The organism is uncultured Methanofollis sp., assembly GCF_937919355.1.
Lineage (GTDB): Archaea > Halobacteriota > Methanomicrobia > Methanomicrobiales > Methanofollaceae > Methanofollis.
This window is the reverse complement of record NZ_CALFSA010000006.1, coordinates 1-7,476: the sequence shown is the minus strand read 5'-3', so window position 1 is coordinate 7,476 and position 7,476 is coordinate 1. Positions and strand designations below refer to the sequence as shown.

At 61.4% G+C, this 7,476-nt stretch carries 8 protein-coding genes; 6 read left to right on the top strand and 2 right to left on the bottom strand.

Annotated elements, in window-relative coordinates; translation table 11 throughout:
- Both hisH and Q0520_RS00365 read right to left on the bottom strand, forming a co-directional pair.
- Nucleotides 1-557 (bottom strand): imidazole glycerol phosphate synthase subunit HisH (gene hisH, locus Q0520_RS00370; protein ID WP_298665196.1); only part of this gene is annotated, 557 nt, incomplete at its 3' end.
- Nucleotides 535-1,947, bottom strand: a complete 1,413-nt coding sequence (locus tag Q0520_RS00365; protein ID WP_298665193.1) for a phosphoadenosine phosphosulfate reductase family protein — start codon at nt 1,945-1,947, stop codon at nt 535-537. The genes Q0520_RS00365 and hisH, both read right to left, overlap by 23 nt.
- Nucleotides 1,948-2,261: 314 nt before the next feature.
- Here Q0520_RS00365 and Q0520_RS00360 point away from each other — a divergent pair, with 314 nt between their 5' ends.
- The 6 genes from Q0520_RS00360 to Q0520_RS00335 are packed head-to-tail and all read left to right on the top strand — an operon-like array spanning nt 2,262 to nt 7,299.
- Complete coding sequence (locus Q0520_RS00360) at nt 2,262-4,166, top strand: NADH-quinone oxidoreductase subunit L (protein ID WP_298665190.1); 1,905 nt, start codon at nt 2,262-2,264, stop codon at nt 4,164-4,166.
- On the top strand, nt 4,163-5,023 hold the full coding sequence (locus Q0520_RS00355) for a respiratory chain complex I subunit 1 family protein (RefSeq protein WP_298665187.1): 861 nt from the start codon (nt 4,163-4,165) through the stop codon (nt 5,021-5,023). Before Q0520_RS00360 ends, Q0520_RS00355 begins: the two co-directional genes overlap by 4 nt.
- Nucleotides 5,024-5,027: 4 nt before the next feature.
- Nucleotides 5,028-5,474 carry an NADH-quinone oxidoreductase subunit B family protein gene (locus Q0520_RS00350; protein WP_298665185.1) on the top strand — a complete coding sequence of 149 codons (447 nt, stop codon included), beginning with the start codon at nt 5,028-5,030 and terminating at the stop codon, nt 5,472-5,474.
- Nucleotides 5,467-5,844, top strand: a complete 378-nt coding sequence (locus tag Q0520_RS00345; protein WP_298665183.1) for an NADH-quinone oxidoreductase subunit C — start codon at nt 5,467-5,469, stop codon at nt 5,842-5,844. The genes Q0520_RS00350 and Q0520_RS00345 overlap by 8 nt, the downstream gene beginning before the upstream one ends.
- Nucleotides 5,829-6,908: a nickel-dependent hydrogenase large subunit gene (locus Q0520_RS00340; protein WP_298665179.1), complete on the top strand. Its 1,080-nt coding sequence runs from the start codon at nt 5,829-5,831 to the stop codon at nt 6,906-6,908. The genes Q0520_RS00345 and Q0520_RS00340 overlap by 16 nt, the downstream gene beginning before the upstream one ends.
- 7 nt (nt 6,909-6,915) lie before the next feature.
- A complete protein-coding gene (locus Q0520_RS00335; RefSeq protein ID WP_298665175.1) occupies nt 6,916-7,299 on the top strand; it encodes a 4Fe-4S dicluster domain-containing protein in 384 nt (127 codons plus the stop codon).
- The last annotated feature ends 177 nt before the right edge of the window (nt 7,300-7,476 follow it).

The window sequence follows — 7,476 nt, the reverse complement described above, 5'->3', positions numbered from 1 at the left end:
CCGCTCTTCTCCGGGTGGAACTGGACGCCGAAGACATTCCCCTTCCGCACCGACGACGAGAAGCGGCAGATGTAATCGGTCGTCGTCATGGTGTGCTCGGGCGCCGCCTCCGCATAGTACGAGTGGACGAAGTAGACGTACGAACCGTCGGGCACGCCCTCGAAGAGGGGTTCGCCGGGCCTGATCGAGAGGGTGTTCCAGCCCATGTGGGGCACCTTCATGCCGGGCGTCCGGGGGAAGCGGCGGACAGGGCCGGGGACCATGCCGAGGCCGGCCGAGAGACCGCCCTCCTCCGAACTCTCCATCAGCATCTGCATGCCAAGACAGATACCGAGGACCGGCACCTCCCTCGCCGCCTCGCGGAGAGTTTCCTCGATCGGGCCGAGCATCTCCATGCCGTCCCTGAAGGCGCCGACGCCGGGGAGGACGATCCCGTCCGCGGCGGCGATCCTCTCCGGGTCCGCGGAGATGACCGGCGACGCCCCGGCCTTCTCCAGCCCCTTCCTGACGCTCCGGAGGTTGCCAAGACCGTAATCAATTATAACTATCGTCTTCATCTCTGCCCGACCCTCTCTTCCGCCACAGGTCTTCCTCGGCCCAGTCCGCCGGCATACCGTGGGCGTCTCCCCAGGCCGTCAGTTTCTCCGTCCACATCTTCCAGAGGTCAGGGTAGGCCGCCTTTATCCGCACCAGCAGTGCCCGGTCGCTCGACGGGCACATAAAACAGCCGATCCTGTCGAGACCCCTCTCGTAGAGTACATTATAGGGAGCGTGCTCCTTGAAGAGATAGAGCCAGACATGCATCGCCGACCAGTGCTGGATCGGCGCCGCGGAGATCTGGTTCCCGACAATCCTGTTCCGCCAGACCCGCGGACTATTCTTTCTGTTGAGAGACTCGTACTTCCTCTGGCCGATGAAAGACAGCGCCTCCCCCCACCTCTCCTCGATCACCTTCGACACGGGTTCGAGTTTTGCGACGCGGCAGCACCAGCGGGCATTGACCGCCGGTGGCCCCTCAACCTCGAAGTTCTTCCAGAACGACTCCCCGGTCTCGGCCCGCACGACCTCGACGCCGTAGCGCTCGGCGACGGCGGCGACATTCTCCTCCGTCTCCGGGAACTCCAGGCCCGTGTCGGCATAGAGGGCCGGCACCTTCCCGATCGCCTTCAGCACAAGGATGAGGGTGACAAGACTGTCCTTGCCGCCCGAGTACGAGACATTCGCCGGCAGACCACTGTTGTTCTCCCGCACCCGCCTGATGAAGTCGATTGACGCACCCTCATAGGCGTCGAGGATACGGACATTCGCCTTCACCGCGTCGTCCCAGGTGGCCTCGCCGGGCACGGCGTCGGCGTCCTTGCTCTTCCGGGTCCGCACCACCGCACCCCTCTCCATCGTACGCGCCCCGGCCGCGTCGACCCGGGCGCGGCCGACACCGATGCACTCGCCGTCCCGCGAGAGGAGGAAGACCTCGTCGCCCGTCCTGACCGAGTCCTCGATCTCCACCAGGCCCGGCGCCAGCAGACTCGACCCCCCGTCCCGGATCGGTGCCACTGCACCGTCGTCGACGACGACGTACCTCTTCGTCGGTTTCATGTACTGGCATGCGGAGATCCGCGGCAGGGGTTCCCAGACACCCTCGTCGGGCAGGTACTTGATGGCCGCAACAACCGTGCCGCCCATGATCACCTCCTCCATCCTGTCGGGGTCGGGGACCTTGTTCAGGAGGGCGAGGTGCCCCTCGGGGATGAGGGGAGCGCCGAAGTAGTCGTCGAAGATGCTGTTGATGAGAGCGATGTCGGACGCAAAAGCCGGGCGAGCATCACCCGGCGGGGTGATGGAGACCGGGTGGGTCTTCGCACCGCAGGCGCACTGCTCCCCGAGGACGGGGGTATGGCAGGCATCGCACCAGTTGAGCGGGATCTTTCCGAGGTATGACGGACGCATTGCATGTACCATGGGGATGCATAGGTTAAAAGAGCAGGGATCATGCCGGGGTCGGGATCATGATAATTATTAATCAGGAAGGTCTTTTACACTTTTGAGCGCGCAACAGAGAGTACGATCAGATCTGCGGCCAATCCGGCCACTAAATTATAATTGAATATCATGAGATAGATAATCTCCGTCTCGTAATCCCCTGTCAAGAGGCCGGAACCGGTGAGATGACGGAGAATACTCGGCAGATAAGGCCCCGATAGGATCGGTCTTTCGCATGGTTAATAAACCCTAAAACTCCATGGGATAAGTGAGGGATTGGGATGTACGACCTCATATTCCTGATACTATTCCCCTGTATCATTGCATTCATCCTGCTATTGCTCAATAATAACAGGATCCGGCATGCAATCGTCGCTCTTGCGGCGCTCGTCATCTCGGCGGGATCCATCTACCTGCTCGTCTCCTCGTTTACTCAAGGAACGGTGTACTACGCCTTCCCCTTCGAGCCGACGAGTCTCGTGATGTTCGCTCTAGAGATGGGTATAGCACTCCTGCTCCTGTACCTGGGGGTCAGGTTCAAACAACCAGTCGCCGTACTGCTCGTGCTCGTCCAGACGGTGATGATGATCTACTACGAGATCACGTGGGGCATGACGGTGGAGCCTGAGATGAACCTCTTCATCGACCAGTTCTCCATCATCATGGCCCTGCTCATCGGCATCATCGGCAGTCTCATCGCCGTCTTTGCCACCAGTTACATGGACACCTACCACAGCCACCACCACGAGGTGCGTGACCGCCGGCGGATGTTCTTCTTCGTGATCTTCGTCTTCCTCGCCGCAATGTTCGGCCTCGTCTTCTCCAACAATATCCCGTGGATCTTTTTCTTCTGGGAAGTCACGACCCTGTCGTCTTTCCTCCTCATCGGGTATTCTGAGACCGAAGAAGCGACGAACAATGCATTCCTCGCCCTGAAGATGAACCTCCTCGGCGGCATCGCCTTTGCCGGGGCAATCCTGTATCTTGCATCCGTCGACCCCTCGGGCGGCCTCCTTGAACTCGACGCACTCCTTGCCTCGGGCCAGGCCGCCGCCATCATCCCTGCGGTGCTCATCTGCTTCGCGGGGCTGACAAAGAGCGCCCAGATGCCGTTCTCGGCCTGGCTTGTCGGCGCCATGGTCGCACCGACCCCGGTCTCGGCCCTGCTCCACTCGAGCACCATGGTCAAGGCCGGCGTATATATCATCGTCCGCTTTGCGCCGGTACTCGCCGGAAGCCTTGCCGGCATCTCGATCGCACTCGTCGGCGCCGTGACCTTCCTCCTCGCCTCCGGGATCGCCATCTCCCAGAGCAACGCGAAGAAAGTCCTCGCCTACTCGACAATCGCGAACCTCGGCCTGATCGTGGCCTGCGCAGGCGTCGGCACGCCCCAGCTCGTCTGGGCGGCGATATTCCTGATCATCTTCCACGCCGTTGCGAAGTCGCTCCTCTTCCTCTGCGTCGGCACTGTCGAGCACCGTGTCGGCAGCCGCGACATTGAGGACATGGACGGCCTCATCGTCCGTCTCCCGAAGATCGCCGCCATGATGTTCATCGGCATGGCCGGCATGTTCCTCGCACCCTTCGGCATGCTGATCTCGAAGTGGGCCGCGATCGAGGCCTTCGTCGTCGCACCCTTCGGTCTCATCTTCGTGATGATCCTGGCCTTCGGCGGCGCCGTGACCGTCTTCTTCTGGGCGAAGTGGATGGGCAAGATCATCGAGGTCACGCCCTTCGGCGAGAACATCGAAGACACGGTCTCCACCGGCAAGTGGGTCGTCCTCGGGAGCCTCACGGCCATGACCGTGCTTGCGGCACTCCTCTTCCCGCTGATCTCCTCATACCTCGTCGAGCCCTATGTCCTCGGCATCTTCGGCGAGACGGCGCGGCTCGCCCAGGACAATGTCATCATCATGGTCCTCATGATCGCGCTCCTCCTCGTCCTGCCCCTCTCGTATCTCTCCTACCGGAAGCAGGGGCGGACAATGCCGGCCTACATGGGCGGTAGACCGACGACGCCCGACATGAAGTTCCTCGGGTCACTCGGCATGGAGCGTGAGATGACGACGAGGAACTACTACTTCGCCGAGTACTTCGGCGAGGCAAAACTCCTGAAGGTCGGCAATCCCCTCTGTATCCTCCTGATCCTGGCGGCCGTCGCCGCCATCGTGGGGGTGGCACTATGATCTCCGTACTCACCGCAGTCCTCTACCTGCTCCTCGCCCCGATCGCGGGCGGGTTCATCGCCGGTATCGACAGAAAACTCACCGCACGCATGCAGGGCAGGGTCGGACCGCCGGTCCTCCAGCCCTTCTACGACGTGGCAAAACTCTTCGAGAAGGAGGACGTGACGGTCACGCCGTCGCAGAACTTCTACATCCTCTCGTACCTCGTCTTCATGGCGGTGACAGGGGCCATCTTCTTTGCCGGAGGGGACCTCCTGCTCGTGCTCTTCGCCTTCACGCTGGCGCACGTCTTCATCGTCCTCGGCGCCTATGCGGCCTACTCGCCGTACAGTTATGTCGGGGCGGAGAGGGAACTGATCACCCTGATGGCCTACGAACCGATGATCATCCTCACGGCCGTCGGGCTGTACCTGGTCACCGGGAGTTTCTACGTGAGCGAGATTGCGGCGTCAGAGGTCCCGGCCGCCCTGTACCTGCCCGGTGTCCTCATCGGTTTCCTGACCGTGCTGACGATCAAACTCCGCAAGTCGCCCTTCGATATCTCGACCTCGCACCACGCCCACCAGGAACTGGTGAAGGGTCTGACGACCGAGTTCTCCGGCCCGACCCTTGCCAAGATCGAGATCGCCCACTGGTACGAGACCGTCGTCCTGCTCGGCATCGTGTACCTGTTCTTCGGGTTCAACCCGCTGCTGGCACTCGTCGCCATCGCCGTCACGTATTTCCTGGAGGTCTTCATCGACAACACCTTCTCCAGGATGAAGTGGCAGTGGACGATGAAGGAAGGATGGGGCGTTGCAGTGACGCTCGGGTTCATCAACCTCGCCGTCCTGTATTATTTCTATCTGGGGGTGTGAGAGCATGGCATATCTGAAGAAATCACCCTGGCTAATCCATTACGACGCGTCGAGCTGCAACGGCTGCGACATTGAGGTGCTCGCCTGCCTCACGCCGCTCTACGACGTGGAGCGGTTCGGGATCATCAACACCGGGAACCCGAAGCACGCCGACGTCTTCGTGATCACCGGGAGCATCAACGACCTCAACCGCGAGGTCGTGAAAAACATCTACGAGCAGATGCCGAACCCGAAGGTCGTCGTGGCCGTCGGGATCTGCGCCTGTTCGGGCGGTGTCTTTGCCGAGTGCTACAATGTCTCGGGCGGCGTCGACCAGGTGATCCCTGTCGATGTCTATGTGCCGGGATGCGCCGCGAGGCCTGAGTCGATCATTGACGGCATCGTGAAGGCGCTCGGTATCCTGGAAGAGAAGAGAGCAAAAATGACAGAGATGGAGGCAGTTCATGCCTGAAGATCAGCCGATGACCGAGTGCACGATCGAAGGACTCCTGCCGGCGGTGAAGGCCTACCATGAGAAGGGCTACCGCCTCGTCCAGATCAGTTGCACAAAGGTGGACGAGAACTTCGAACTCAGTTACTGCTTCGACATTGACTACCACATGGTGGTCCTCCGCCTTGTCGTGCCGGCGGGAACGAAGGTGCCGAGCATCTCAGGGATCTACTGGGGTGCGTTCATCTACGAGAACGAGAACCACGACTTCTTCGGCGTGGAGTTCACCGGCATCAACATCGACTTCAAGGGGACGCTCCTGCGGACGGCAAAGAAGTATCCCTTCAGCAACATCAGTTTCAGGGAGGTGGAGTCATGTCAAAAGAAGTAGTCATACCCTTCGGCCCGCAGCACCCGGTCCTGCCCGAACCTATCCACCTCGACCTCGTCATCGAGGACGAGAAGGTGAAGCAGGCGATCCCGTCCATCGGCTATGTCCACCGCGGCCTTGAAACTCTGGTGGAGAAGAGGGAGTACCCGGAGTATGTCTACCTGGCCGAGCGGATCTGCGGGATCTGCAGTTTCATCCACGGGGCGACCTACTGCCAGGGCGTCGAGGCGGTCATGAACGTCGAGGTGCCGGAGAGGGCCCTCTTCCTCAGGACGATCTGGTCGGAGTACTCGAGGCTCCACTCCCACCTCCTCTGGCTTGGTCTTGCGGCCGACGGTTTCGGTTTCGAGAACCTCTTTATGGACGCATGGCGCCTGCGGGAGTCTATCCTCGACGAACTCGAGGCGACGACCGGCGGCCGCGTCATCCAGGGGAGTTGCAAGGTCGGCGGTGTCCGCCGCGATATCGACTCCGAGACCCTCGACGAGATGGTCTCGCGCCTCGAAGGACTGCGCGGAGAACTCTCCGACCTGGCTGACGTCTTCCTCAATGACAGTTCCGTGAAGGGGAGGATGAAGAATGTCGGTATCCTCCCGGCGAAGGAGGCCTACGACTATGGTGCGGTCGGGCCGACCCTGCGGGGGAGCGGTGTCTCCTCGGATGCGAGGATGATCGGCTATGCCGCCTACGGGAAGATCCACTTCACGCCTGTCACCGAGGATGGGTGCGACTGCTACTCCCGGTGTGCGGTGCGGGCGAAGGAGATGTTCGCTTCCATCGATATCATCAAGGAGGCGGTGCAGAAGATCCCGGACGGCCCGATCGAGGTGAAGGTGACCGGGAAACCTGAAGGCGAATACTTCTCGCGGGCCGAACAGCCGCGCGGCGAGGTCATTCACTATGTGAAGGGGAACGGCACCCGGCACCTCGCCCGCCACAGGGTGAGGACGCCGACGCTGACGAACATCCCGCCCCTGGTGAAGATGCTGGAGGGTTGCGAACTCGCCGACGTCCCGGTGATCGTGCTCTCCATCGACCCCTGCATCGGGTGTGCGGAGAGGTGATGTGCGTATGGGATACTTTCAGATGACAAAGACGGTGGTGAAGTCGATCATCCACGGTCCCTCCACCATCCGCTATCCGGCCGTCCCCGGCAAGAGGACGCCTATCTCGCGGGGGCACGTGACCATCGACCCTTCAAAGTGCATCTCCTGCGGGATGTGTATGCGCAAGTGCCCGGCAAACGCGATCTGCGTCGAGCGCCAGGCGAAGACCTGGGAGATCGACCGGTTCCGCTGCCATGTCTGCGACTGCTGCGTGGAGGTCTGCCCTGTCCACTGCCTCACGATGGAGAACACCTACACGCCGGCGGCGACGGTGCACGAGGGGCGCGAACTCGTCCAGGTCACCTATGTCAAGCCGGAAAAACCGGCGAAGAAAGAGCCCGAAGAGTAGGGCTTTTTCTTTCTTTTCTCTTTTTGGTTTCTGGGATCGTGTTCTGGTGCCTGTGCCGGACCCTCGCCGGTCGGATACGCCGATATCGACCCCCGATCCGGGCATCGGGCCTCCCATTCCAGGCCGTACCGGGGAGATCCGGCGGGAGGGGCAGAACGGGGCCAGCGGGGGAAACAG